This window comes from Streptomyces sp. cg35, assembly GCF_050410835.1.
Classification (GTDB): domain Bacteria; phylum Actinomycetota; class Actinomycetes; order Streptomycetales; family Streptomycetaceae; genus Streptomyces.
The window spans coordinates 6,539,866-6,564,563 of record NZ_CP191268.1 but is presented as its reverse complement, the minus strand read 5'-3'; the positions used below and the strand labels follow the sequence as shown (position 1 = coordinate 6,564,563).

22 protein-coding genes are annotated in these 24,698 nt (G+C 71.4%); 12 read left to right on the top strand and 10 right to left on the bottom strand.

The window, feature by feature from the left end:
• Positions 1-3 precede the first annotated feature (3 nt).
• From ACQUQD_RS29960 to hisD, 4 genes are read right to left on the bottom strand one after another with little or no spacing between them, the layout of a single operon-like run.
• A complete protein-coding gene (locus ACQUQD_RS29960; RefSeq protein WP_428955263.1) occupies positions 4-168 on the bottom strand; it encodes a hypothetical protein in 165 nt (54 codons plus the stop codon).
• Between the two features lie 2 nt (positions 169-170).
• Complete coding sequence (hisB, locus tag ACQUQD_RS29955) at positions 171-764, bottom strand: imidazoleglycerol-phosphate dehydratase HisB (RefSeq protein ID WP_026246354.1); 594 nt, start codon at positions 762-764, stop codon at positions 171-173.
• Positions 761-1,861, bottom strand: a complete 1,101-nt coding sequence (locus ACQUQD_RS29950) for a histidinol-phosphate transaminase (protein ID WP_428955262.1) — start codon at positions 1,859-1,861, stop codon at positions 761-763. The genes hisB and ACQUQD_RS29950 overlap by 4 nt, the downstream gene beginning before the upstream one ends.
• On the bottom strand, positions 1,858-3,183 hold the full coding sequence (hisD, locus tag ACQUQD_RS29945; protein ID WP_428955261.1) for a histidinol dehydrogenase: 1,326 nt from the start codon (positions 3,181-3,183) through the stop codon (positions 1,858-1,860). The genes ACQUQD_RS29950 and hisD overlap by 4 nt, the downstream gene beginning before the upstream one ends.
• Positions 3,184-3,494: 311 nt before the next feature.
• On the opposite strand from hisD, the gene ACQUQD_RS29940 reads away from it, so the two are divergent.
• From ACQUQD_RS29940 to ACQUQD_RS29920, 5 genes are all read left to right on the top strand, one after another.
• A complete protein-coding gene (locus ACQUQD_RS29940) occupies positions 3,495-5,009 on the top strand; it encodes an oxidoreductase (RefSeq protein ID WP_428957694.1) in 1,515 nt (504 codons plus the stop codon).
• A gap of 130 nt (positions 5,010-5,139) precedes the next feature.
• Positions 5,140-6,114, top strand: coding sequence for a hypothetical protein (locus tag ACQUQD_RS29935; RefSeq protein ID WP_428957693.1), 975 nt, complete (start codon positions 5,140-5,142; stop codon positions 6,112-6,114).
• A gap of 5 nt (positions 6,115-6,119) precedes the next feature.
• On the top strand, positions 6,120-6,905 hold the full coding sequence (locus ACQUQD_RS29930; RefSeq protein WP_428955260.1) for an LON peptidase substrate-binding domain-containing protein: 786 nt from the start codon (positions 6,120-6,122) through the stop codon (positions 6,903-6,905).
• Positions 6,906-6,923: 18 nt separating this feature from the next.
• The gene (ybaK, locus tag ACQUQD_RS29925; RefSeq protein WP_428955259.1) at positions 6,924-7,427 is read left to right on the top strand and encodes a Cys-tRNA(Pro) deacylase; all 504 of its coding nucleotides are present in this window, start codon (positions 6,924-6,926) and stop codon (positions 7,425-7,427) included.
• A gap of 299 nt (positions 7,428-7,726) precedes the next feature.
• Entirely contained in the window at positions 7,727-8,689 is a 963-nt protein-coding gene (locus ACQUQD_RS29920) for a dihydrodipicolinate synthase family protein (protein WP_428955258.1), read from the top strand.
• Between the two features lie 3 nt (positions 8,690-8,692).
• Here ACQUQD_RS29920 and ACQUQD_RS29915 read toward each other — a convergent pair whose 3' ends face one another.
• The 4 genes from ACQUQD_RS29915 to ACQUQD_RS29900 all read right to left on the bottom strand — a co-directional run bounded on the left by ACQUQD_RS29915 (position 8,693) and on the right by ACQUQD_RS29900 (position 12,623).
• Complete coding sequence (locus ACQUQD_RS29915; RefSeq protein ID WP_428955257.1) at positions 8,693-9,379, bottom strand: DUF2567 domain-containing protein; 687 nt, start codon at positions 9,377-9,379, stop codon at positions 8,693-8,695.
• Positions 9,380-9,413: 34 nt separating this feature from the next.
• Entirely contained in the window at positions 9,414-10,241 is an 828-nt protein-coding gene (locus tag ACQUQD_RS29910) for an ABC transporter permease (RefSeq protein WP_428955256.1), read from the bottom strand.
• Positions 10,238-11,218: an ABC transporter ATP-binding protein gene (locus ACQUQD_RS29905; RefSeq protein WP_428955255.1), complete on the bottom strand. Its 981-nt coding sequence runs from the start codon at positions 11,216-11,218 to the stop codon at positions 10,238-10,240. Before ACQUQD_RS29905 ends, ACQUQD_RS29910 begins: the two co-directional genes overlap by 4 nt.
• A gap of 172 nt (positions 11,219-11,390) precedes the next feature.
• Entirely contained in the window at positions 11,391-12,623 is a 1,233-nt protein-coding gene (locus tag ACQUQD_RS29900) for an NYN domain-containing protein (protein WP_428955254.1), read from the bottom strand.
• 275 nt (positions 12,624-12,898) lie between these two features.
• Here ACQUQD_RS29900 and ACQUQD_RS29895 point away from each other — a divergent pair, with 275 nt between their 5' ends.
• Positions 12,899-13,078 carry a hypothetical protein gene (locus ACQUQD_RS29895; protein WP_428955253.1) on the top strand — a complete coding sequence of 60 codons (180 nt, stop codon included), beginning with the start codon at positions 12,899-12,901 and terminating at the stop codon, positions 13,076-13,078.
• 113 nt (positions 13,079-13,191) lie between these two features.
• On the opposite strand, the gene dnaE is transcribed toward ACQUQD_RS29895, so the two are convergent.
• On the bottom strand, positions 13,192-16,731 hold the full coding sequence (gene dnaE / locus ACQUQD_RS29890) for a DNA polymerase III subunit alpha (RefSeq protein WP_428955252.1): 3,540 nt from the start codon (positions 16,729-16,731) through the stop codon (positions 13,192-13,194).
• A 179-nt stretch (positions 16,732-16,910) separates the two neighbouring features.
• Between dnaE and ACQUQD_RS29885 the strand changes: the two genes are divergently transcribed.
• The 5 genes from ACQUQD_RS29885 (at position 16,911) to ACQUQD_RS29865 (ending at position 22,934) form a co-directional block, all read left to right on the top strand.
• Positions 16,911-18,236, top strand: a complete 1,326-nt coding sequence (locus ACQUQD_RS29885; protein WP_428955251.1) for a DUF2252 domain-containing protein — start codon at positions 16,911-16,913, stop codon at positions 18,234-18,236.
• A 55-nt stretch (positions 18,237-18,291) separates the two neighbouring features.
• A complete protein-coding gene (locus tag ACQUQD_RS29880; RefSeq protein WP_428955250.1) occupies positions 18,292-18,969 on the top strand; it encodes a hypothetical protein in 678 nt (225 codons plus the stop codon).
• Between the two features lie 54 nt (positions 18,970-19,023).
• Entirely contained in the window at positions 19,024-19,842 is an 819-nt protein-coding gene (locus ACQUQD_RS29875; protein WP_428955249.1) for a thioredoxin domain-containing protein, read from the top strand.
• 89 nt (positions 19,843-19,931) lie between these two features.
• Positions 19,932-21,602 carry an alkaline phosphatase D family protein gene (locus ACQUQD_RS29870; protein ID WP_428955248.1) on the top strand — a complete coding sequence of 557 codons (1,671 nt, stop codon included), beginning with the start codon at positions 19,932-19,934 and terminating at the stop codon, positions 21,600-21,602.
• 342 nt (positions 21,603-21,944) lie between these two features.
• The gene (locus ACQUQD_RS29865) at positions 21,945-22,934 is read left to right on the top strand and encodes a zinc metalloprotease (RefSeq protein ID WP_428955247.1); all 990 of its coding nucleotides are present in this window, start codon (positions 21,945-21,947) and stop codon (positions 22,932-22,934) included.
• Positions 22,935-22,950: 16 nt separating this feature from the next.
• Here ACQUQD_RS29865 and ACQUQD_RS29860 read toward each other — a convergent pair whose 3' ends face one another.
• Positions 22,951-23,520 carry a dienelactone hydrolase family protein gene (locus ACQUQD_RS29860; protein WP_428955246.1) on the bottom strand — a complete coding sequence of 190 codons (570 nt, stop codon included), beginning with the start codon at positions 23,518-23,520 and terminating at the stop codon, positions 22,951-22,953.
• Positions 23,521-23,582: 62 nt separating this feature from the next.
• Between ACQUQD_RS29860 and ACQUQD_RS29855 the strand changes: the two genes are divergently transcribed.
• Entirely contained in the window at positions 23,583-24,692 is a 1,110-nt protein-coding gene (locus tag ACQUQD_RS29855) for a mechanosensitive ion channel family protein (RefSeq protein WP_428955245.1), read from the top strand.
• Positions 24,693-24,698 lie beyond the last annotated feature (6 nt).

Below are 24,698 nucleotides of genomic sequence, written 5' to 3'. Positions count from 1 at the left end.
TGGTCAGTTCCAGTAGTCGAGCCGCAGCACACCCGCGACGAGGCACATGGCCGCGGCGATCGAGAGCAGCGTGATGAGGCTCTTGCCCATGCCCTGCTTGACGAACGAGTAGATGCCGCCGAGCAGGAACAGGCCGAGGACGATGAGGACGGTCGCGAGGCCGTTCATGGCTAGAGGGCGCCCTTCGTCGAGGGGAGGATGCCGGCGGCGCGCGGGTCCCGCTCGGAGGCGTAGCGCAGCGCGCGGGCGAGGGCCTTGAACTGGCACTCCACGATGTGGTGCGCGTTGCGTCCGTACGGCACGTGGACGTGCAGGGCGATCTGGGCCTGCGCGACGAAGGACTCCAGGATGTGCCGGGTCATCGTGGTGTCGTACTCGCCGATCATCGGCGCCATCTTCTCGGGCTCGGTGTGCACGAGGTAGGGGCGGCCGGAGAGGTCGACGGTGACCTGGGCGAGGGACTCGTCCAGCGGGACCGTGCAGTTGCCGAAGCGGTAGATGCCGACCTTGTCGCCGAGCGCCTGCTTGAAGGCGGCGCCGAGGGCGAGGGCGGTGTCCTCGATGGTGTGGTGCGAGTCGATGTGCAGGTCGCCCTCGGTCTTCACCGTGAGGTCGAACAGGCCGTGGCGGCCCAGCTGGTCGAGCATGTGGTCGTAGAAGCCGACGCCGGTCGACACGTCGACCTTGCCGCTTCCGTCCAGGTCGATCTCGACGAGGACCGAGGTCTCCTTCGTCACACGTTCAATACGTCCTACGCGGCTCATGCGCCGTACTCCTTCTTCACTTCGCGGGCCGCGTCCAGGAACGCGTCGTTCTCTTCGGGGGTGCCGACCGACATGCGCAGGCGTCCCGGCACGCCGTTGTCCCGGATCAGGACGCCGCGGTCGAGGATGAACTGCCAGACGGCGTGCGGGTCCTGGAAGACACCGAACTGGATGAAGTTGGCGTCGGCGACGGTCACGTCGAAGCCGAGGCCCTCCAGCTCCGCGACCACACGGTCGCGTTCGGCCTTGAGCTGCTCCACGTACTGGAGCAGCGTGTCGGTGTACTCCAGGGCGGCGAGGGCCGTCGCCTGGTTCACCGCCGACAGGTGGTAGGGCAGGCGAACCAGCTGGACGGCGTCGACCACGGCCGGGTCGGCGGCGAGATAGCCGAGGCGCAGCCCGGCCGCGCCGAACGCCTTGGACATGGTCCGCGAGATCACCAGGTTCGGGCGGCCCTCGATCAGCGACAGCAGCGAGTCGCCGTGGCTGAACTCGGTGTACGCCTCGTCGACGATCACCATGGCGTCCCGGCCGGCCGCCTCGTACAGCGCGAGGACGTCCTCGGCCGCCACCGCGTTGCCCGTGGGGTTGTTGGGGCTGGTGATGAAGACGACATGCGGCTTGTGGGTGCGGATCGCCTCGATCGCGGCGGGCACGTCGAGGGAGAAGTCCGCGGCGCGCGGGGCGCTGACCCAGCCGGTGTTGGTGCCGCGGGCGAGCAGCGGGTGCATCGAGTACGAGGGCTCGAAGCCGAGGGCGGTGCGGCCGGGGCCGCCGAACGCCTGGAGCAGCTGCTGGAGCACCTCGTTCGACCCGTTGGCCGCCCAGACCTGCTCGAAGCCGACCTGGTGGCCGGTGGTCCGGGTCAGGTACCCGGCGAGCTCGGTGCGCAGCTCGACCGCGTCCCGGTCCGGGTAGCGGTTGAGGTTCCGGGCCGCCTCGGCGACCCGCTCCGCGATGCGCGCGACGAGCGGCTCGGGCAGCGGGTACGGGTTCTCGTTCGTGTTCAGCCGGACGGCGACGTCCAACTGCGGTGCTCCGTAAGGGGACTTGCCGCGCAGCTCGTCCCGTACGGGAAGGTCGTCGATGCTGGTCACTTGTCTCCCGGCACCTTCCACTCGAAGCGGGCCTTCAGCGCCGCTCCGTGCGCGGGCAGGTCCTCCGCCTCGGCGAGGGTGACCACGTGGCGGGTGATCTCGGCGAGCGCGTCGCGCGTGTAGTCGACGATGTGGATGCCGCGCAGGAAGGACTGCACGGACAGACCCGAGGAGTGGCAGGCACAACCGCCGGTGGGCAGGACGTGGTTGGAGCCCGCGGCGTAGTCGCCGAGGGAGACCGGGGACCAGGGGCCCACGAAGACCGCGCCCGCGTTCCGCACCCTTTCGGCCACTTCGGCGGCGTCCCGGGTCTGGATCTCCAGGTGCTCCGCGCCGTAGGCGTTGACGACCGCGAGGCCGTCCTCGACCGAGTCGACGAGGACGATCGCGGACTGCTCGCCCTTCAGCGCGGGCTCGATGCGCTCCGCGCGGTGCTTGCTCACCGCGACCTGCTCGGCGAGCTCCCGCTCGACCGCGGCGGCGAGCTCCTCGGAGTCGGTGACCAGGACGGAGGCGGCCAGCGGGTCGTGCTCGGCCTGGCTGATCAGGTCGGCCGCCACGTGCACGGCGTCGGCGGTGTCGTCGGCGAGGACGGCGATCTCGGTGGGACCGGCCTCGGCGTCGATGCCGATCTTGCCGGTGAAGTGGCGCTTGGCGGCGGCCACCCAGATGTTGCCGGGTCCCGCCACCATGTTCGCCGGGGCGCAGGACTCGGTGCCGTGCGCGAACATCGCGACGGCGGTGGCGCCGCCGGCCGCGTACACCTCGTCGACGCCGAGCAGCGCGCAGGCCGCGAGGATCGTCGGGTGCGGCAGGCCGCCGAACTCCTTCTGCGGGGGCGAGGCCAGCGCGATGGAGGGCACTCCGGCCTCCTGCGCCGGAACCGTGTCCATGATCACGGAGGACGGGTAGACGGCCCGGCCGCCGGGCGCGTACAGGCCCACGCGGTCGACCGGGACCCACTTCTCGGTGACGACGCCGCCGGGGGCGACCTCGGTGCGCTCGGTGGTCCTGCGCTGGGCCCGGTGCACGATCCGCGCGCGCCGGATGGACTCCTCCAGGGCGGCCCTGACCTCCGGGTCGAGCTGCTCCAGGGCGTCCGTAAGGGCCTGGGCCGGGACCCGGACCTGGGTGAGGCGTACGCCGTCGAACTTCTCCGCGTACTCGATCAGCGCCGCGTCACCACGATGATGCACGTCCTCGCAGATCGGACGCACCTTCTCCAGGGCGGCCGTGACGTCGAAGTCGGCACGGGGCAGCAGCGAGCGCAGGGCCTGACCCTCGGGGAGGGCGGCGCCGCGCAGATCGATTCGAGAGATCACGCACCAATTCTCTCAGACGCGGGTTCGCCGTCGTTGGCCCGTATCAGTGACTGATACACGTCCGGTTTCAGCCGTTGTTCCGGCACCGGAAGACGACCTTCACCACTAGCGTTCAGACGGTCACCCAGCGGGCATGAACGGTTGTACGAAACCCACGAGTAGCAGGTGGCCGAGGTGACCGCGGGCCACGTGGGACGTGCGGGTGGCAGGGCGTACGGGGTGCACGGGGAGGAAGAGCGGTAGTGGTCGACGTGACGACCGGCAACGACGACGGAGACGTGCCGGACGGGCTGAGCGCCGCGGAAGTCGGGATGTGGCAGGCGTTCCGCAACGGCAGCGTCTACGACCTGCGCAGCGGGGACGCGACGGTGGACGATCCGCACGGCGGGCACCCCTGGGGGCCCGAGCGCAGTGTGCGGGCGCGGATCGTGGCCTGGCTGCTGCTGGACGGGCCGCCCGCCCTGTCGGGCCGGGTCTCGTCCCTCAAGCTCCAGGGCGTGCAGATCACCGACGTGCTCGATCTCGCGGGCGGCACGGTGGTCCCGTATCTCGAACTGAAGCACTGCCGCTTCGAGAAGGAGGTGCTGCTGCCGGAGGCGCACTTCACGACGGTACGGCTCGTCGACTGCTCGGTGCCGCGGCTGGAGGCCGCCCGGGTGCACACCGAGGGCGATCTGCATCTGCCGCGCTGCCGCTTCCACAACGGCATCCGCCTGACCGACGCGCACATCGGCACGGACCTGCTGCTCAACCAGGCCGTCGTGTTCCGCGACCGGCACAGCAAGTCGGTCATGGCGGACGGTCTGTCGGTCGGGCAGGACCTGCAGGCCGAGATGATGGAGACGCACGGCGAGGTCAGCCTGCGCGGCGCCACGGTCGGCGTCTCGCTCTCGCTGCGCGGCAGTCACCTGAGCAACACCTACGGCCGCCGGGCGCTGAACGCCCCGCAGATGACGGTCGAGCGCACGCTGTACCTGACCCCCGCGGGCCTCGGCAATCCGATCCAGTCCAGCGGCGCCACGCCCGCGCGCGGCACGCGGGTGCAGCGCTTCGAGTGCGTGGGCGGCGTCCGGCTCGACGACGGGCGGTTCGGTGACGCGGTCGACCTGGAGTCGGCGCGCTTCACGCTGGAGAACGACCAGGAGGTCTCGCTGCGCCGCATCCAGACCCCCGAGCTGCGCTTCCTCGGCGAGAAGCCGCAGTGCGGGAGGATCGTGCTGTCCGGCGCGAAGATCGTCAACCTGGTCGACAAGGCGGCGGGCTGGCCCGGCCCCGGGCAGCTGCGCATGGGCGGATTCACCTACGAGAACCTGATCCCGTTCGGCCCCTTTCCGCTCACCCGGCGCCTGGAGTGGCTCGCCGCGGCGACGCCCGAGTACAACCCGGAGCCGTACGAACGGCTCGCCACGGTGCTGCGCAACAGCGGCGAGGACGCCGACGCCCGCGAGGTGCTCCTCGCCAAGCAGCGCCGCCGCCGCGACACGCTGCCGGCCGCGGCGAAGGTGTGGGGCTACCTCCAGGACTGGACGGTGGCGTACGGGTACCGGCCGGGCCGGGCCGCGGTGTGGATGGCGGTGCTCTGGGCGGTCGGCGCGTTCGCTTTCGGCCATGCATCCCACCCGCCGATGAAACCGGGCGAGGGCCCGCACTGGGACTCGGCCCTGTTCGCCCTCGATCTTCTCCTGCCGGTGATCGACCTCGGCCAGTCCAGCGCCTGGCAGTTGCAGGGCGGCTGGCAGTGGGCGGCGGCGATCCTGGTGATGCTGGGCTGGATCCTGGCGACGACGGTGGCGGCGGGAGCGACGCGGCTGCTGCGCCGGAGCTAGCCCCGGCCGAACCGTTACCGTCCGGAGGCAACCAACGGTCCCCCGGAGCCGTCATCCCAGCGCAGACCCCGTTCCCGCACGCAGAGGAGGCACCGTGCCGTTCCTGCGTGCCTTCCTGCGGACCGTCCGCATGATCCGCCACACCGGAGCCCTGGCCGAGGGCCTGCCGCCGGACGACGAGGTCCTGCTCGACGCCCCGGACGAGCGGCTGGCCCCGGCGCTGGTCGAGGCCGGACGTGGGGAGTTCGGCCCGGTCGCCAAGGTCCTCGCGCACACGAGGGAAGCGGCCGAGTGGGAGAACCGCGACCGCTACGTGCAGCGCCTCGCCGCGTTCGCCGCCTCCCGCCCCGAGTGGTTCCACGCCTGGCAGTCCGCGTCCCCGCACGACCCGGACCTGCTGCTCGTCAAGGCCGAGCTGGCGGTGGACCGGGCCTTCGGCTCCCCGGCCCGCGCCGAGCTGCTGCGCGAGGTCACCCCGCTGATCCTGGCCGCCGCGGAGGCCGACCCCGGCGACCCCGTGCCCTGGCGCGTGGCCCTCGACCACGCCCGCGGCACGAACGCCCCGCACACCGTCTTCGAGAGCCTGTGGGCCCAGGCGGTGCGCCGCTCCCCGCACCACTACGGCTGTCATGTCGCGGCGCTGCAGTATTTGTCGGCCGCCTGGTACGGCTCGCACGCCGAATGCTTCGACTTCGCCGAGCGCGCCGCGCAGGACGCCCTGCCGGGCTCCCTCCTCCAGGCCCTGCCGGCCCGCGCGGCCCTCGCCTACCTGACGGCGCAGATCCCGCGGGGCATCCCGCGGGCCCGCCTCGACGCGGCCGCCGACCTGGCGATCGAGCTGTCCCGTACGTACGAGGCGGCCGATCCGTGGCCCGCCGAGGTGCGCAATCTGCTGGCCTGCGTACTGGTCGAGCTGGAGCGCTGGCCGGACGCCCTGGAGCAGCTCCGGCTGGTCGGCCCGTACGCCACGTCGTTCCCCTGGGACCGGCTCTCGGACGATCCGCTGGGCCTTTTCCTGGAGCGGCGTGACGGGGTGCGCCTGGAGGTCGCGGCGGTGCTGCCGCTGCGCGACGGACCAGGCGGCTCCGGCGCCCATTACGCTTGAGCGTCGTGACCACCGTCCGGCTTCCGCTCTTCCCGCTCAACTCGGTGCTGTTCCCGGGGCTCGTGCTCCCGCTGAACGTCTTCGAGGAGCGTTATCGCGCCCTGATGCGCGACCTGTTGAAGGCGTCCCCCGATGACCCGACCGACCCCGACGCCGATCCGGCCGTCTCCGACGAGCCGCGCCAGTTCGTCGTCGTCGCGATCCGCGACGGCCACGAGGTCGCGCCGACGTCGTCCGGCATGCCGGACGACGTCACCACCAAGGAGGCGGACGCGGGGCCCGCGGCCGGCTTCGGCGACGACCCGATCACGTCGTTCCACGCGGTGGGCTGCATCGCGGACGCGGCGACCATCCGCGAGCGCGCCGACGGCAGCTTCGAGGTCCTGGCCACCGGCACCCGCCGGGTGAAGCTGCACTCGGTGGACGCCTCGGGCGCCTATCTGACGGCCGAGGTCGAGGAGCTGCCCGAGGAGGACGGCGACGAGGCCGGTGCCCTCGCCGAGGGGGTGCTGCGGGCGTTCCGCTCGTACCAGAAGCGGCTGGCCGGTGCCCGCGAGCGGTCCCTGACGACGGGCGCGGAGCTGCCCGACGAGCCGTCGGTGGTGTCGTACCTGGTGGCGGCGGCCGCGGTGCTCGACGTACCGACGAAGCAGCGGCTGCTCCAGGCGCCGGACGCGGCGTCCCGGCTGCGCGACGAGCTGAAGCTGCTGCGCGCCGAGACGGCGATCATCCGGCACCTGCCTTCGCTGCCCGCGACGGAACTGACGAGACAAGCGACCAGCCTCAACTGACCTTAAGGAACGGGCACGTTGGCGAAGAAGGCCAAGAAGCAGCAGCAGTCGGGCGGGACCCCGGCGACGGTGGCGCTCACCGCGGCCGGCACGACCTTCACGGTCCACGCGTACGACCACGATCCGTCCCACCCCTCGTACGGCGAGGAGGCCGCCGAGGCGATGGGCGTCTCCCCCGACCGGGTCTTCAAGACGCTCGTCGCGGACGTCGACGGCCGGCTGACCGTCGCCGTCGTGCCGGTGGCGGGCCAGCTCGACCTCAAGGCGCTGGCGTCCGCGGTGGGCGGCAAGCGTGCCGCGATGGCCGATCCGGCGCTCGCCGAGCGCACCACCGGATACGTCCGGGGCGGGATCTCGCCGCTGGGCCAGCGCAAGAGGCTGCCGACGGTCATCGACGCGTCGGCCGGGCAGCACACGACGATCTGTGTCTCGGCGGGCCGCCGGGGCCTGGAGGTCGAGCTGGCGCCGGGCGACCTGGCGGCGCTGACCGACGCCGTACTCGCTCCCGTCGGGCGCGTCTGACCCCTCGACGTGCCCCGCCTCTTCGGCTAAGCACCAAGGACATGTCGAAGAAGACGCGCAAGCGGAAGTGGCGCATCAAGAAGGGCAAGTCCAACCACGGGCACCGGCCCGCCTGACGATCGGCGACGGCTCGACCGGCCGCGGAGACCCCGCCCCGCACGGGCGGTCTCCGCGGCCGCTGCGCTCCGGGGCCGCGGCCCCTGCCGCGCCCTTGACACCGCTGTCGCCGGTGCCGCACTGTCACCCTCAACATGGGACGTCCCACGTCCTACCTTCTTCTGCTCCGGGAGACCACCGCCATGACTCTCCGCGCACCGTTCCCCGCCCCGCTCCGCGGCGTCGTCCCGCCCCTGGTCACGCCGCTCACCCCGGAGGGCGAGGTGGACGTCGCGTCGGTGCGGCGGCTGACCGGTCATCTGATCGGCGCCGGGGTGCACGGCCTGTTCCTGCTGGGCTCCAGCGGCGAGGCGGCGTACCTCACGGACGGCCGGCGCCGCACCGTCCTGGAGGCCGCGGTGGAGGCGGCGGCCGGGCGGGTCCCGGTGCTCGCCGGCGTCATCGAGACGACGACCGCGCGGGTCCTGGAGCGGGCGGAGGACGCGGTGAAGGCGGGCGCGGACGCGCTCGTGGCGACCGCGCCGTTCTACACCCGCACGCATCCGGCCGAGATCGCCGACCACTTCCGGCGGCTGCGCGCGGGCGCCGGGCTGCCCGTGTTCGCGTACGACATCCCGGCCGCGGTGCACGGCAAGCTGAGCCGGGACACGGTCCTGGCGCTGGCCGCCGACGGCACGCTCGCGGGGCTCAAGGACTCCAGCGGCGACGAGGGCTCACTGCGCCGTCTGCTCGCCCCGCTGCGCGCGGCCGCGCCCGGCTTCTCGGTGCTCACCGGTTCCGAGCTCACGGTGGACGGCGCGCTGCTGGCGGGCGCCGACGGCGTCGTCCCCGGCCTCGGCAACGTGGACGCGCACGGTTACGTGCGGCTCTACGAGGCCGCCCGCGCGGGCGACTGGGACACCGCCCGGCGCGAACAGGACCGGCTCGCCGCCCTGTTCGGGATCGTCGACGCCGGCGACCCGGCGCGGATGGGCGGCTCGTCCTCCGCGCTCGGCGCGTTCAAGGCGGCCGTCCATCTCCAGGGGATCATCGGCTGCCCGGCGACCGCGGCACCCCAGGTCCCGCTGGGCGCGGCCGAGTTCGCGTACGTACGGCGTCATCTGGCCGAGGCGGGTCTGCTCCTGGGCGAGACGCGCGCGGAGTAGCCCTCAGGCCCCTGCCCCGGGCGCCCCCGGCGCGTGCTGCGGGGTGTGTTCGTAGTAGCCGGCGTACGGGTCCGGGTCCCGGGGGCCGAACAGGCCCGTGAGCCCGAGGTGGACCACCATTGCGGCCAGCGGCCAGGCGAGCAGCGCCCCCTTGGCCTTGAGTTCGAGGGGCGCGTCGAAGACGACCCCCTTGCCGACCTCCTTGGCGTGCGCGGCGACGTCCTGCGCGGGACCGAGCCAGATCCCGAACCGCCAGGCGAGCACGCCGCCGAGCAGGCCCCCCAGCGCGAGCGCCACGACCAGGGGCACCCCGCCGCGCTTGCGCCACAGGAAGACGACGACCGCGGTGACCACGCCGAACGCGAGCCCGAGCAGGGTGAAGGTGCCGTCGATCCCGATGGCCTGCTCCCCCTCGGTGTCCTTGAGGTAGACCGCCGAGCTGTCCGACACGAGCGGGATCCGCGGCGCGAGCCACAGCCACAGGGCGCCGAGCAGCAGGCCGACGAGCGCGACGCCCACCGTCACGACGACGGCCTCGCGCAGCTCGGTGCGCAGTCCGGGCCCGTCCTCCTGGGAGGCGGGCGGCGCGGGAGGCAGATGTCCGGTCATCGGGTCGGGGGCCTGCCACGGGTCACTGTGCCCGTTGTTGTGCGGGGGCTGATGAGGCGGCGGCGTCAGCGGTGCGGTCACCCTGCCATCGTGCCAGGCGTCCCTGCCGGGCGCGTCACCGGACGGCTGCCCGGCGGTACGCCCAGGTCGCCACGGCCAGCGAGGCGACGCCGACAGCGGCGCAGACGCCCAGGTCGAGCAGGACGGTGGGCCAGTCGGGGTGGTCCCCGAAGGTTCTCGCGAGGGCCTCGACGCCGTACGTGGAGGGCAGCAGATCGCGCGCGTACTGCACGACCTGGGGCATCCGGTCGGCGGGCAGCACACCGAGCAGCAGTGCCGCGGACATGCCCAACTGGCCGAGCAGTGTGGCCAGTTCGGCTCGTGGCGCGAGCAGTCCGAGCGCGGCGCCGAGCCCGGAGAGGGCGGCCCCGGCCAGCGGGATCACGGCGACGAGGACCCACAGATGCGTCAGCGGCAGGTCGAACATGGCGCAGCCGACGACCGCGGTGACCACGGTGCCGGGCACGGTGAACGAGGCGTACGCGCCCGCGGCGCCGAGCACCACGGAGGCGGGCGGCACCGGCAGGGTCGCGTAGTGGTCGAGTCCGCCGGCGGCGCGCAGCTGCCCGAAGTACTGGGCGAGCAGGTTGAGGGCGACGAACGCGACGACCAGCACCGCGGAGCCCGCGACGACGGCCCGCGCCTCGCTGCCGCCGCGGTCGACGACCCCGCGCATCAGGATCATGATCCCGATGGACTGGAAGGTCGCCACGAACAGCAGCGGGATCCGGGCCACCCGGGCCCGGGAGAGCTGGGCGCGGTAGACGGCGGCGAGCGACGGCAGGAATCCGGCCCGGGGCGCGAGCCCGTCGTCGGCGGGGCCGGCCGGCGCCACCTGTTCGCCGGACCGGGTGCGCACGGCCTCCGCGGATACGACACTCATGCCTTCACCAGGCCCTTCACGCTGCTGCGGCTCCCGCCGAGTGCCAGGTACACGTCTTCCAGGCTCGGGGTGGCGAGCGTGAAGTCGTCGAGGAAGTCGAAGGCCGGGCCGCCGGTGACGGCCGCGACGGCGGCACGGGCCTCGTCCGGCGCGAGCCGGAGGGACCAGCGCCGCCCGGCCTCCACGGCGTGCTCGCGCAGCCGGGCGACCTCGGGCAGCCGGGTCGGCGCCTCCTGGCGCCACACCAGCTCGACGCGCACCTCACCGGCGACGCGGTCCTTGAGCCCGGCCGGGGTGTCGCAGGCGATGACCCGCCCCTCGTCGAGCACGGCGACGCGGTCGAGCACGGTCTCCGCCTCGATGACGTTGTGGGTGACGAGCAGGACGGTCGTGCCGCGCTCGGCCCGCCTCCGGTCCACGGCGGCCCACACCGCGCGCCGCGCGACGGGGTCCATGCCGGTGGTCGGCTCGTCCAGCACGAGCAGCGGCCGCTCGCCGACCAGCGCGGCGGCGACACAGGCGAGCCGCCGCTGCCCGCCCGAGAGCTTCTTCAGCGGGCGCGAGGCGAGCGGGGTGAGCCCCAGCTCGTCCAGTACGTCGTCGCGCGCGGCCCGCGCGTCCTTGAGCGCGAGCCCGCGCAGCCGTCCGGTGGTCTCGGCGGCGAGGGACACGGTCAGTTCGTCGAGCGCGGTCGACTCCTGCCCGAGGTAGGCGAGGATCCGCGCGGCCCGCTCCGGGTACCGCACGATGTCGTGCCCGAGGATCTCCACGCTTCCGGCGTCGGGCCGCATCAGTCCGGTGAGCTGCCGTACGAGGGTGGACTTGCCGGCGCCGTTCGGCCCGAGGAGTCCGAAGATCTCGCCGCGCCGGATGTCGAGCCGGACGTCGTCCGTGGCCCGTACCTCCGGGGTTCCGGGTGCCCCGCGCCGTCCGCGCGCGGCGGGATAGGTCTTGCTGAGCCCCCGCACCGCGCACACCACAGCGTCCCCTTTATGGTTCGGGGCGGCCTCGCCGGTGCGCGTACTCACGAGGAACGAGAGTACGGGGTCCGGCCCGCCTCATTGCGCGCGGGGCCGGACAAATGAGGCGGGCGTCGCCCTCGCCGCGCGGGCCGGCGGGGCCGGAACCCCCGTCCGGCTAGCGGAAACGTCAGTCCCCCGCGGTCGCGTGCTCGGCGGTCCGCACGTCGATCTCGCGCCAGAAACCGGCCCGGATCGCGTAGCGGTCGTGCTCGTCGATCTGGTCGTCCTTGTGGGCCAGCAGCCCGAACCGCGCCGCGTACCTGAGCAGCTCGCCGTCGATCCGGTGCGGCACCCGGGGGTACATGGTGGCCAGCTTCTGCAGCAGGACGTGGTCGGCGAGGCGTGCCATCCAGCGGCGCGCGAAGACCTGCCCCACCTCGTACGGGTCGCCGCCGACCGTGGTGATGTCCTCCTCCCGGTCGGCCCAGCGCTGCTCCGCGGTGGTGAGCTGGGCGAGCGTGGGCAGGGACGCCGCCTCCGGGGGCTCGCCGCCGCCTCCCGGGCGCTCCACCCAGCCCTTGTCGGAGGACCAGCGCAGCGTCGCGTTCGCCGGGTGGGGTGCGGCGGCTCCGGCCGGTGCGCCGGGTCCGCGGAGCGCGGCCAGGTCCTTCGGCGTGGGCACGCCCTTGGTGCCGCGGTCCTCGGTGTCGCTGCCGGTCCGGGCGGCCGGCGCGTGCTGCGGCGGCGGCGCGTCCACCCCCTCGTCCACCGGGCGGCCGGTCGCGGCCGGCGCCGACTCGGGCAGCGGTGCGGAGAGGATCGCGGCGATCTCGGGGCGCGGTACGGGCGGCGGGGCGCAGATGCCGCCGAGCTCCTTGGCGCGGACGGCCTTGGTGATCCAGGCCCGGTCGAGCACGCGCCGCTCGTCGGCCTCGGCGACCAGGTCCTCGGACTGGTTGTAGTCGCCGTCGGCGGCCTGCACGGCCCAGAGGTGGACGGCGACGCCGTGCTCCTTGGCGGCCATCATGCCGGGCAGCAGATCGCCGTCGCCGGTCACGAGGACCACGTCCGAGCAGGCCCGGTTGCGCGCCAGCTCGGTCAGCTCGGCGTGCATGGCGGCGTCCACGCCCTTCTGCGCCCAGCGGCCGTCGCTGCGGGTCAGGGCGCCGAGCCGGACGGTGACCCGGGGCATGACGCGCAGCCTGCGGTGCTCGGGCTGCGGGACGCGGTCGGGGGCGCCGTCGAACCAGTAGATGCGCAGCAACTGGCGCTCGGTCTCGGACTCGGCACGGTCGCGCAGGCCCTGGATGAGGGCGGCGTGGTCGACGTGGATCCGGGATCGGGAGGGCTCACCCGCGAGGAGGCTCGCGGCGGCCCCCAGAAGATATCCGGCATCCACCAGGACGATGCAGCGGTCCACGCGATCCACCCTCTTTCGCCGACTTCCAACAGTCCGGACGCGCTCTCGGGGCGACGCCCACGGGTTCGCTTCGGGTTTCCTTCGAGTCTGCCCGACGGCACGGGGGTTAACGGCCCGAACTGGATCTTCGGCGTGGCGGATGCGGTGCCGGCGGGAGGAATGCGTGCCGACACCCCTTGTCACGCACGGTAATTCTCCGAAATGCGACCTTTCTCGTCATATGTGAATCTGAACGCGGCCCTGGCCCCTAGATCCCCCGCAGGAGGCAGATCACCATGGCCAAGAACAAGAACCGCAAGCAGGGCGCCCAGAACGACCGCGCGTCCGCCGCAGAGCAGGCGTCCGAGCAGGCCAAGTCGGCGGCCTCGGAGGCACAGGCGATGCCGCAGACGCTGGCGCAGGGCAGCCCGGCGGATGTTGCTCGTAAGCACCAGCGCCGCTTCGGCCACAACTGAGGCGACAACTGACGCCTGATTCAAGGCACTTGGCACACGGCGAGGGGCTCACCCGGACTTCCGGGTGAGCCCCTCGCTCATGCCGCGCTCGCGGCGGACCGTGCCGTGCCGGGTCAGCCCGCCAGGCAGGACGGGCCGAGGAGCACCTTCAGGTCGCCGAAGAGCGCCGGGTCCGGCTTCACGCGGTGCCGGTCGAGCCGCAGCACCGTCGTCTTGCGCGGCCCCTGGAGCTTGATCCGCACCTCGCTGTCGCCCCGGTGGTGGCTGAGGATCTCGCCGAGCCGGCTGACCATCGGCGGCGTCACCTTCAGCGCCGGGATGGTGAGGATCACCGGTGCGTTGGTGCCCGCGTTCGACAGGTCGGGGACCTGCATCTCCATGGCGACCAGGCGCGGCACGTCCTCGCGCTTGTCGAGGCGGCCCTTGACGAACACCACGGCGTCCTCGACGAGTTGGGTCGACACCAGCTGGTACGTCGCCGGGAAGAACATGCACTCGATGGAACCGGCGAGGTCCTCGACGGTCGCGATCGCCCAGGCGTTGCCCTGCTTGGTCATCTTGCGCTGCAGGCCCGAGATGATGCCGCCCACCGTGACGACCGCGCCGTCCCCGAAGTCGCCGCCGGTGAGCTGCCCGATGCCCGCGTCCGCCTTGTCGGACAGGACGTGCTCCAGGCCGAACAGCGGGTGGTCGGAGACGTACAGGCCGAGCATCTCCCGCTCCTGGGCGAGCAGATACGTCTTGTCCCACTCGTCGGTGGAGAACTCGACGTCGAGCCCGAAGCCCGGCTCGTCCGCGCCCTCGTCGCCCATCCCGCCGAAGAGGTCGAACTGCCCCTCGGCCTCCTTGCGCTTGACCGCGACCACGTTGTCGATCATCGGCTCGTACTGCGCGGTGAGGCCCTTGCGGGTGTGCTCCATGGTGTCGAACGCGCCCGCCTTGATGAGCGATTCGGTGGTCCTCTTGTTGCACGCCGCGGCCTCGACCTTGTCGAGGTAGTCGGGGAACGAGGAGAACTTCCCCTTCGCCTTGCGCGAGCGGATGATCGCGTCCACCACGTTCGTACCGACGTTGCGGACGGCCTCCAGGCCGAACAGGATCACGTCGTCGCCCTGGGCGGCGAAGTTGTGCACCGACTCGTTCACGTTCGGCGGGAGCACCTTGATCTTCATGCGCCGGCACTCGTTGAGGTAGACGGCCGACTTGTCCTTGTCGTCCTTCACCGACGTGAGCAGCGCCGCCATGTACTCGGCCGGGTAGTTGGCCTTCAGGTACGCGGTCCAGTAGGTGACCAGGCCGTACGCGGAGGAGTGCGCCTTGTTGAACGCGTAGCCGGCGAACGGCACCAGGACGTCCCACAGGGCCTGGATCGCCGCGTCGGAGAAGCCGTTCTTCTTCGCGCCCTCCTGGAACAGGACGAAGTTCTTCGCCAGTTCCTCGGGCTTCTTCTTGCCCATCACGCGGCGCAGGATGTCGGCCTCGCCGAGCGAGTACCCGGCGATGATCTGGGCGGCCTTCTGCACCTGCTCCTGGTACACGATGAGGCCGTAGGTCAGGCCGAGCGTCTCCTTCAGGGGCTCTTCGAGCTCCGGGTGGATCGGCGTGATCTCCTGGCGGCCGTTCTTGCGCTCCGCGTAGTTCGTGTGCGAGTTCATGCCCATCGGGCCCGGCCGGTACAGGGCCGAGACGGCGGAAATGTCCTCGAAGTTGTCGGGCTGCATCTGGCGCAGCAGCGAGCGCATCGGGCCGCCGTCGAACTGGAAGACGCCGAGGGTGTCACCGCGGCAGAGCAGTTCGAAGGTCTTCGGGTCGTCCAGCGGGAGCGAGAGCATCTCCAGGTCGATGCCCTTGTTGGCCTTCACCATCTTGACGGCGTCGTCCATGATGGTCAGGTTCCGCAGGCCCAGGAAGTCCATCTTCAGCAGGCCGAGCGACTCGCACTGCGGGTAGTCCCACTGCGTGATGGTGACGCCGTCGGTGTGCCGCACCCAGATCGGCGCGTGGTCGACGATCGGCTCGCTGGACATGATGACGCCGGCGGCGTGCACGCCCATCTGCCGGACCAGGCCCTCGACGCCCTTGGCGGTGTCGATGACCTTCTTGACGTCCGCCTCGTTCTCGTACATCCCCCGGATCTCGCCCGCCTCGCTGTAGCGCGGGTGCTTGGGGTCGGTGATGCCGGAGAGGTCGATGCCCTTGCCGAGGACGTCGGCGGGCATCGCCTTGGTGAGGCGGTCGCCCATCGCGTACGGGTAGCCGAGGACGCGCGCGGAGTCCTTGATCGCGTTCTTGGCCTTGATCTTTCCGTACGTGCCGATCATGGCGACCTTGTCGGCGCCGTACTTCTCCGTCACGTACCTGATCACCTCGACGCGCCTGCGCTCGTCGAAGTCGATGTCGACATCGGGCATGGAGACGCGCTCGGGGTTGAGGAACCGCTCGAAGATCAGTCCGTGCGTGATCGGGTCGAGGTCGGTGATGCCCATGGCGTACGCGACGATCGAGCCGGCCGCGGAGCCTCGGCCCGGGCCCACCGCGATGCCGTTGTTCTTCGCCCACATGATGAAGTCGGCGACGACCAGGAAGTACCCCGGGAACCCCATCTGGATGATGATGTCCATCTCGTACTCGGCCTGCTTCTGCCGGTCCTCGGGGACGCCGTCCGGGTAGCGGCGGCCCATGCCGACCCGGACCTCCTCCTGGAACCAGGTGACCTCGGTGAAGCCCTCCGGGATCTCGAACTTCGGCATGAGGTCGCGCTTCTCGAACATGCCGGTGGTGTCGATCTGCTGCGCCACCAGGAGCGTGTTGCGGCAGCCCTCCTGCCAGGCGTCCGAGGAGTCGACGGCGTACATCTCGTCGGTGGACTTCAGGTAGTAGCCCGTCCCGTCGAACCGGAAGCGGTCCGGGTCGGAGAGGTTCTTGCCGGTCTGGATGCAGAGCAGGGCGTCGTGCGCGGTCGCCTCATGGGCGTACGTGTAGTGCGAGTCGTTCGTCACCAGCGGCGGGATGCCGAGCTTCTTGCCGATCTCCAGCAGGCCGTCGCGGACCCGGCGCTCGATCTCGATGCCGTGGTCCATCAGCTCCAGGAAGTACCGGTCCTTGCCGAAGATGTCCTGGTACTCGGCGGCCGACTTCAGGGCCTCGTCGAACTGGCCCAGGCGCAGGCGCGTCTGCAGCTCGCCCGAGGGGCAGCCGGTGGAGGCGATGAGGCCCTCGCTCCACTGGGAGATCGTCTCCTTGTCCATGCGCGGCCACTTCTGCAGCCAGCCCTCGGCGTACGCGTCCGAGGAGAGCTTGAACAGGTTGTGCAGTCCCGTGCTGTTCGCCGCCCAGATCGTCTTGTGGGTGTAACCACCCGAACCGGACACGTCGTCGCGCTTCTGGTGCGGCTGGCCCCACTGGATCTTCCGCTTGTTGCGCCGCGACTCGGGGGCGACGTACGCCTCGATCCCGATGATCGGCGTGACGCCCGCCTTCTCGGCCGAGTGGAAGAAGTCGTACGCCCCGTGCAGGTTCCCGTGGTCGGACATCGCGATGTGCGTCATGCCCATCTCGTTGCACGCGTTGAACATGTCCTTCAGCCGCGCGGCACCGTCCAGCAGCGAGTACTGGGTGTGGACGTGCAGGTGCGTGAAGGGCGGCTTTGACACGGTGGGGGCCTCCAATGGCAAACGCGCGGCGACGGTGGCGGGGACAGCTTGGAAGTCTACGACCGACCGCTGACAAGACGCGGGCACTCCGGAGTACGGTCGGGCGTTGGACAGGTCAGAAGACCTGCCCTGCGTGTCACACAAGCCCACGCACCACCCGTACCAGGAGGCACCCGGCGATGTCGGTCCCGCAGCCCACCGCTGAGCAGCGCGGCGAGGAGATCCTCGCCGTCTTCGACACCGCGTTCGGCGAGCTCCTCGCCGCGGACCCCGCGGCGTTCCGGGTCAAGTTCCGCAAGATGGCCGCCTCGGCGTTCGCCTTCTACCGCGGCACGGCGTGCCTCTTCTACCACGACGTGGAGCGCGAGCAGCACGGCGGACCGTACCTGGACGACCGCACCAGCCGGGTGTGGATCCACGGGGACCTGCACGCGGAGAACTTCGGCACGTACATGGACGCCACGGGCCGGCTGATCTTCAATGTGAACGATTTCGACGAGGCGTACGTCGGCCCCTTCACCTGGGACCTCAAGCGCTTCGCCGCCTCGGTGGCGCTGGTGGGCTACGCCAAGGCGCTGGGCGACGACCAGATCACCGACCTGGTGCGCACGTACGCGGCGGCCTACCGCGAGCGCATCCACGCGCTCGCCACGGGCGCCAAGAGCGACGAGGTGCCGCCCTTCACGCTGGACACGGCCGAGGGCCCGCTCCTGGACGCGCTGCGCGACGCCCGCTCGCTGACCCGCTTCGGGCTGCTCGACTCCATGACGGAGATCCGCGACTTCGAGCGCCGGTTCGCCGAGGGCGGCGGCTCCGTCGAGCTGGACGCGGCGACGCGCTACAAGGTGCTGGCGGCCTTCGACGGCTACCTGGAGACGCTGCCGGAGTCGTCGCTGGCGCGCCCGGACTCGTACCGGGTGAAGGACGTGGTCGGGCGGCGCGGCATCGGGATCGGGTCGGCGGGGCTGCCCTCGTACAACATTCTTCTGGAGGGCAACAGCGACGCCCTCGAGAACGATGTGGTGATCTACATGAAGCAGGCCCAGACCCCGGCGGTGTCCCGGCACATCAGCGACGCGGCGATCCGGGACTACTTCCAGCACGAGGGCCACCGCACGGTCATCTCGCAGCGGGCCCTGCAGGCGCACGCGGACCCGTGGCTGGGCTGGACCGAGCTGGACGGGTCGGGCCAGCTCGTCGCCGAGGTGTCGCCGTACGCGGTGGACCTGGACTGGGGCGACATCGACGACCCGGAGGAGATCGCGGCGGTCGTCGCCGACCTCGGCCGGGCCACGGCGACGATGCACGCGGCGGCGGACGACCAGTCCGGCGAGTCGCTGGTGCCGTTCTCTACGGAGCGCGCCATCGACGCGGCGATCGCCGCCGACGAGGACGGTTTCGCGGGCGTCCTGGTCGACTTCGCGCACAGCTACGGGGCACGCGCGCGTGCGGACCACCAGATCTTCGTGGACCTGTTCCGCAACGGCCGGATCCCAGGGCTGTAACGCACAGGGACCCTTTAGGCATCGCTTACCGGAACCCATGGCACACTCCTCCGCGATGGACGACATATCCGGGACCCAGCTCAGAGCCGTGCGCGCGGCGCTCTTCACGGCGCTCGTCGTGACGCTCTCCGCCGCGTCGCACGTCCTGCTGTCCCGGGTCCCGCTGCCGCTCACGACGGTCGCCGCGATCGCCGTCGCCGTCTTCGTGATCGCGTACGCGCTGGCGGGCCGGGAGCGCGGCCTCGGCCGGATCGCGGCCCTGCTCGTCCCGCTGGAGCTGGCCGCGGACACGGTCTTCACCACCGGCCAGCACATCTGTTACGGCGAGGCGGGCGGCCCGGTCGCCGGTCCGCTGCGCTCGTTCGGCTTCGACGTGCTGTGCGGCGGGAGCGTCGGGACGCCGCTGGCCCGGATGACCGGCGGCACCGACGAGGCCGCCGCCCTGCTCGCCCACAGCGACCCGGCCGCGTCCTGGCTGCTGCTCGGCGCGCACGTCACGGTCGGGCTGCTCGCGGCCGTCTGGCTGCGCCGCGGCGAGCAGGCCCTGGCCCAACTGCTGCGCGCGGTGGCCGCCTTCACGTTCCGCCCGCTGCTGGTCGCCTTCGCCGCGGTCTCCGTCCGCCTGGACCCGGCCCCGAAGCGGCCGCGCCCCGCGGCCCTCGTCCGGGCCGCCCGCACCCGGTTCTGGGTGCACTCCGTGGGACGGCGCGGACCGCCGTGCCTGGCCGTTTGAGCCTGAGCACGACAGTCCCCCCAACACCTTTCACGAACTACGGAGCAACGGATCATGAGCAAGCGCAACAGCCAGCAGGCGAAGTCGGCGGCCCGCGAGCGGCTGCGGATCGAGCGGGAGCGGCAGGCCAAGAAGGACAAGGCGAAGCGGCAGGCGATCGTCGCCGGTTCCATCGTCGGCGTCCTGGCGATAGCCGGCGTCGTGAGCTACCTGGTGGTGCAGGGCAACAAGCCCTCGTACTGGGAGGCCGCGAAGAACGACGCGCTGGTCGCGCCCAAGAACACCAGCGGCAAGAACAACACCACCGTGGTCCTCGGCAAGGACTCGGCCAAGAAGACGATCATCGCGTACGAGGACTCGCGCTGCCCCGTCTGCGCCGCCTTCGAGCAGACCGTCGGCCCGACGGTCAAGAAGGACATGGACGCCGGCAAGTACAAGATCCAGTACGTCGGTGCCACCTTCCTCGACAACAACCTCCAGGGCGAGGGCTCCAAGAACGCGCTCAGCGCGCTCGGCGCCGCTCTGAACGTGTCGAAGGACGCCTTCTGGGACTACAAGGAAGCGCTCTACTCCACGAAGTGGCACCCGGAGGAGACGAGCGACAAGTTCAAGGACGACGCGTACCTCATCAAGATCGCGAACACCGTCCCCGAGCTGAAGAACGACAAGGCCTTCCAGAAGGACGTCAAGGACGGCACCTTCGACAAGTGGGCCCTGGAGATGTCGAAGAACTTCGACAACAACAAGTACGGGGTCCAGGGCACCCCGTCCTTCGTCCTCGACGGCAAGAAGCTCACCGGCTCCGACAGCGAGAACGCGCCGAGCACCGTCGCCGACTGGAACACGGCGGTGGACAAGGCGCTCAAGGGCTGACCGGCCCGATGTGACGCGCAGCCGACGAGCGGGCGAACTCTCCGGGTTCGCCCGCTCTCGGCATGTACTGGTCAGTAATGTGATCCTCCGTGACCAGTCGACCTCAGCCTGACGGCTTCCCCGAGAGCACCATCTCCCTTGCCCCGCGCCGCCGCACGGTCGTGAAGGCCGCGGCCGCCGGCGCCGTGCTCGCCGCGCCGCTCGCCGCCGCGGCCGCCGCCCGCGCCGCCGAGGCGCCCGCCTTCCTGCACGGCGTCGCCTCCGGTGACCCGCTGCCCGACGGGGTCCTGCTGTGGACCCGTGTGACGCCCACCGCCGAGGCCGTGCCCGGCTCCGGCCTGGGCCCGGACGTCGAGGTGGGCTGGGAGATCGCGCAGGACAAGGCGTTCGGCACGGTCGTCGCCCGGGGCACCGCGACCGCGAGCGCCGCCGCCGACCACACGGTGAAGGCGGACGTCCGGGGCCTGCGCCCGGCAACCGCCTACTACTTCCGCTTCTCCGTGGGCGGTGCGCTCTCCCCCGTGGGCCGTACGCGGACGGCGCCCGCCGCCGACACGTCCGCTCCCGGCCTGCGCTTCGGCGTGGTCTCCTGCGCCAACTGGGAGGCCGGCTATTTCTCCGCGTACCGGCACCTGGCCGCCCGCACCGACCTGGACGCGGTCCTCCATCTCGGCGACTACCTCTACGAGTACCGGACGGGCGAGTACCCGGCGGCGGCGTACACCGTCCGGCAGCACCGGCCCGCGCACGAGATCGTCTCGCTCGCCGACTACCGGGTCCGGCACGGCCTGACCAAGACGGACGACGACGTGCGGGCGATGCACGCCGCGCATCCCCTGATAGCGATCTGGGACGACCACGAGTTCGCCAACGACGCCTGGTCGGGCGGCGCCGAGAACCACACGCCGGACACCGAGGGCGACTGGGCCGCCCGCCAACAGGCCGCGAAGCAGGCCTACTTCGAGTGGATGCCGGTGCGCGCCTCGACCGCGGGCACCGTCTACCGCCGCCTGCGCTTCGGCAGACTCGCGGATCTGCACCTGCTCGACCTGCGCTCGTTCCGCTCCCGGCAGTCGGGCATCGGCAACGGCGACGTGGACTCGGCGGACCGTACGATCACCGGCCGCGCCCAGTTGGACTGGCTGAAGGCGGGTCTCGCGGGCTCCGAGGCGCGCTGGAAGCTGGTCGGCACCTCGGTGATGATCTCGCCGGTCGCGTTCGGCTCGCTCCCGGCCCGTCTGCTGGGCCCGCTCGCGGAGCTGCTGGGCCTGCCGAAGGAGGGCCTCGCGGTCAACGTGGACCAGTGGGACGGCTACACGCACGACCGCAAGGAGCTCATCTCCCACCTGCGCGACAAGGGCATCCGCGACACCGTCTTCCTGACCGGCGACATCCACATGGCCTGGGCGAACGACGTGCCGGTGACGGCGGCGACGTACCCGCTCTCGCCGTCCGCGGCGACGGAGTTCGTCGTCACGTCGGTCACCTCGGACAACCTCGACGACATCCTGCACGTCGCCCCCGGCACGCTCTCCACGGTCGCCGAGGGCGCCGTCAAGGCGGCCAACCGGCACGTGAAGTGGCTCGACATGGACTCCCACGGGTACGGCGTCCTGGACGTCACGGCCGAGCGCGCGCAGATGGACTACTACGTGATCTCCGACCGGGCCGACAAGAACGCGACGACCTCCTGGGAGCGCTCGTACCGCACGCTGAGCGGGACGCAGAAGACCGAGCGGGTCGGCTCCCCGGTGCGGTGACGCCGACGCGGTGCGGCCCGGCCGTGATACCTGTGCGCTGCATTCCGGTCACGGGCACGGACGTTAAGGGCGGATGACACCGCTCACGGTGGGTGGTGCGGACGCGGCCGCACGCGAGAGCCAATGCGGACACACCACCCACCTCGGTGACCCCCGCCGTTACGTCCGCGTCTCAAACTCCGGACGGCCGTCGAATTTCTTCTCACGGTTGCCCCGGTATGCCCGGCCCATTTCCGTGATCGGCGCGGCCAGTTAGCCGCTCCTCCTGGAGTGACATGAGCACGTAATCTCCCCGCGGCGGCGAGGAAGGCCCTCCCGCCCACGTCCGCGAGGAGCCCCCACATGACCACTCTTGCCCGCATGTCCCCGCGCCTGAGCCGCCGGCTGCTCGGCACCGCGGTGATGGCCGGAACCCTGGCCCTGGTCCCGCTCTCCGCCCCCACCGGCACCGCCGCCACGAAGACCACCGCCGAGAAGTGCGCGAGCACCGCGAACGCGGTCGCCCGCGAGAAGAAGCCGGCCGGAGCCGAGCACACCGCCGAGCCCAACGAGCTGACCGCCGCGCAGGCCAAGGCGATGAACACGGCGCTGGAGAAGAGACTCGACAAGATGCGCGCCGCCGGAACCCTGGAGCGGGGCCTGAGCGCGGCCGCGTCCACCACCGTCCCGGTGTACTTCCACGTCATCCACGCCGGCACCACCGGCAAGCTGTCCGCGGCCTCGATAGCCAATCAGATCAGCGTCCTGAACGCGGCGTACAGCGGGCAGGGCACCGGCAACACGAACTCGGGCTTCCAGTTCCAGCTGGCCGGCACCGACTACACGGACAACGCCGCCTGGTACAACGGCATCACGCCCGACTCGTCCGCCGAGTCGTCGATGAAGTCCGCGCTGCGCAAGGGCGGCGCGAACGCGCTGAACTTCTACACCGCGAACCTGGGCGACGACCTGCTCGGCTGGGCCACGTTCCCGTCCTCGTACACGTCGAACCCGAAGGACGACGGCGTGGTCGTCCTCGACACCTCGCTGCCGGGCGGCTCGGCGACGCACTACAACGAGGGCGACACCGGCACCCACGAGATCGGCCACTGGATGGGGCTTTACCACACGTTCCAGGGCGGGTGCAGCGGCAACGGCGACTACGTGTCCGACACCCCGGCCGAGAAGAGCGCCGCCTTCGAGTGCCCGACCGGGCGCGACACCTGCACCAACAAGACCGGTGTCGACCCGATCCACAACTTCATGGACTACACGTACGACTCCTGCATGTACCAGTTCACCGCGGGCCAGGTGCAGCGCATGAAGGACAGCTGGACGGCCTACCGGGGCTGACCCCGCCGCGGCAGGCTCACAGGGTCTCCAGGAAGCCGAGCGCCACCCGCCAGGTGGCCTCGGCGGCCTCCTCGTCGTAGTCGGGCAGGTCGGGGTCGGTGTAGAGGTGGCCGGCCCCGGCGTACCGGTAGACCTCCACGTCGGCACCGGTGCGGCCCATCTGGAGGTACCAGGCGGTCAGCCAGTCGTCCGTCTCGAACGGGTCGGGCTCGGCGACGTGCAGCTGGACCGGCAGCTCGTCCACGGAGGCGTTCTCCGCGATGTCGGAGGTGCCGTGCAGGAGCAGCAGGCCCTTCGCCTTGTCGTCGCCGAGGGCGAGGGTCTGCGCGGTGGCAGCGCCCAGTGAGAAGCCCGCGTACACCAGGCCCCGGTCGGAGTAGGGGGCAGCGGCCAGCACGGCGCGCTTGAGGAGCTCGTCCTTGCCGATCTCGTCCTTGTGGGCCATGCCCTCCTCGACCGTGTCGAAGGTGCGGCCCTCGAAGAGATCCGGGGTCCATACCTCGTGACCGGCGGCGCGCAGCCGGTCGGCCGCGGCCTGCACCGCAGGTCGCAGACCGTACGTCGAGTGGAAAAGCATGATGTTCATGGGCCCCATGGTGCCAGGAACGCCACAGGTTAGCCGCGGCCGATCCCGGTTACGGTCCCCTCATGGAGAACGTACTGCGCCCCCTCATCGTCATCGGCGGCTCGGTCGTGCTCACACTCGTGCTCGGGTGGGCTGTCGACCGTCTCTTGCAGCGCGCCGACCGGCGCCATCACGAGACCCCGCTGTGGGGTCTGCTGCGCCGCTGCCGGCTCCCCCTCCAGTTCGTGCTCTGCGCGGCTCTGCTGCGGGGCTCGTACGACCAGGCGAAGATCGCCGAGGAGCACTCCGCCGGTGTCGGGCAGACCCTCACCCTGGTCCTGATCGGCGCGACCGCCTGGCTGATCGTGCGGATCGCGTCCGCGATCGTCGAGTCGACCTACGCCCGCTACGCCAACGCCCACCGCGATCCGGCCCGGGTCCGCCGGGTGCGCACCCAGGTCACCCTGATCCAGCGGGTCGTCATCGCGGTCGTCGCCGTGGTGGCGGTGGCCTCGATGCTCTTCACCTTCCCCGGGTTCAGGGCCGCCGGTGCCTCGCTGCTCGCCTCCGCCGGTCTGCTGGGCATCGTCGCCGGTGTCGCCGCGCAGTCCACGCTCGGCAACATCTTCGCCGGGCTGCAGATCGCGTTCGGCGACATGGTGCGCATCGGCGACACGGTCGTGGTGGACGGCGAGTGGGGCACCGTCGAGGAGATCACGCTCACCTTCCTCGCCGTACGCACCTGGGACGAGCGCCGGATCACGATGCCCGTGTCGTACTTCACGTCGAAGCCGTTCGAGAACTGGTCGCGCGGCGGCGCCCAGATGACCGGCACCGTCTTCTTCCACCTCGACCACAGCGCCCCGGTGCCGCAGATGCGCGAGAAGCTCCACGACATCCTGCGCGACTGCGCCGCCTGGGACGGCCGCGACTGGAGCCTCGCCGTGACCGACACCACGCCCAGCACGCTCCAGGTCCGCGCCGTGGTCACGGCCAAGGACGCGGACGACATCTGGACGGTGCGGGTCACGGTCCGCGAGCAGCTGGTCCGCTGGCTGACCGACGAGCACCCCTACGCGCTGCCCCGGATCAACACGGCGACGGCCCTGCTCGCCCCGGAGGAGATGGCGACAGCCCTGCCGGACCATGTGATCCAGCGCAACGGCCGCGCGCCGCGCACGGGCCGGGGCTGACGGCAG